Source organism: Protofrankia sp. CiP1_Cm_nod2, assembly GCF_920664355.1.
GTDB lineage: Bacteria > Actinomycetota > Actinomycetes > Frankiales > Frankiaceae > Protofrankia.
The window spans coordinates 36,541-38,158 of record NZ_CAKKTL010000017.1 but is presented as its reverse complement, the minus strand read 5'-3'; the positions used below and the strand labels follow the sequence as shown (position 1 = coordinate 38,158).

1 pseudogene is annotated in these 1,618 nt (G+C 66.7%); it reads left to right on the top strand.

Features of this window, described 5'->3' with window-relative positions:
- Positions 1–59 precede the first annotated feature (59 nt).
- Positions 60–1,618 (top strand): annotated as a pseudogene (locus tag NBW84_RS03465) (hypothetical protein); the annotation flags it as partial.

The window sequence follows — 1,618 nt, the reverse complement described above, 5'->3', positions numbered from 1 at the left end:
TTTTTTTTCAAGCAGAAGACGGCATACGAGATTGCCTCTTGTCTCGTGGGCTCGGAGATGTGTATAAGAGACAGGGCTGGGGGACGCTGGACTTCCGGTTCTCCGACTGGCTGACCGGCAAGGCCCGGGTCATCGTCGACGGCGCCGGGCACGTCACGGTGGACGGCGAGATCGCCCCGCCGGCTCAGGTGGAGCTGTTCGCCCAGCGGGACTACATCCGCCGGGTCTTCACGCTGGAGGCCCGCGCCCTGTACGGCGTGCCGCTGGTCGGGAACGTGTTCGTGTTCGCGAACGTCGGGCTGGACGCGATGGCGAAACTCGGCCCCGGCGTGCTGCGGGACATCAGGGTTCTCGGCCGCTACTCCACCGATCCCGCCGTGCTCAACGCGTTCAGCGTGGCGGGCACGCTGAACATCTCCGCGTTCGCCGGGCTGCGGCTGCGGGCCGAGGGCGGCGCCGGGGTGGAACTGCTCGGCCACGACATCAAGGCCGGCGTCGGCATCAACGCGCTCGCCGGAATCCGGGGATACGTGGAGGCGACCCCGACCATCGGCTACCGGGAGAAGGCCGACCCGGTAGCCGGCAAGAGCGGCGAGTTCTTCCTGCACGGCCACCTGGAGCTGGCCGCGCAGCCGTTCCTCGCCCTCGGCGGCGACCTGTTCGTCGAGCTGGACAGCCCGTGGTGGTCACCGGCACCGGACAAGAAGTGGACGTGGCCGATCGGCCAGCTCGAGTACCCGCTGCCGGGCGAGTTCGGCATCGGGGCGGACGTCGACTACGTCATCGGCTCGGACCGGTTCCCCGAGATCACGTTCACGCCGGTGGAGTTCTCGGCCGACAAGTTCATGACCGACCTGATGAACGACCACGTCCCGAAGAAGGCGTCCGATGACGCGGACAAGAAGGGGAAATGGTCCGACGGCGCCCCGCCCGGCGGCACGGACGCCGACCCGAAACACGTGGAGGCTCCCGGCGGGAAGCCGGCCGGCGGGAAACCCGCCACCGGCAAGCAGGACCCGGCGGCCGACGGCACGCCGCCGCGGCCCGAGAACGAGCAGCGCTGGCAGGCCGCGATGGACGCGATCGGCAAGGTCGTCGTCGAGTCCGAGCAGAACCCGCTGGACGACGACGGCATGCGCGACACACTCGCGGAACTCCGCGGGGAACACCGGTTCAAGGTGCTCACGGCGATGCCCGCCGGCGACGAGTGGGACATCGTCGCCGAAATGAACCCGACCAAGGCGAAGCCGGCGACGAATAAGAAGAAGCCCGGCACGACGAAGGGCAAGGGCGGCGGTCAGAAGACGAAGCGTTACGTACCCGGGCCGGCGCCCGAGGGAGAAGGCAATGAAACGGGCGACGTGGAGAAAAATGCCATCGGGATGTACTGGTACAAGGATCCTGACATTTACAAGGACATCGAGCTGCCGAGGTCTCTTGGTCAGCAGAAGTTCAGCCCGCGTGGAAAGGAAACGCTTCACGACAGCGATCTCCCCAAGGGCGGACTTGCCCGTGGCGAGGTTGTCCTCGGGGTCGGCGAAATACTGGATAAGATCAAGAAAGGCTGGACTGTCGAGCGGGTGAAGAAGGGGGAGGGTCGTACCCGGCAGAAACAGTA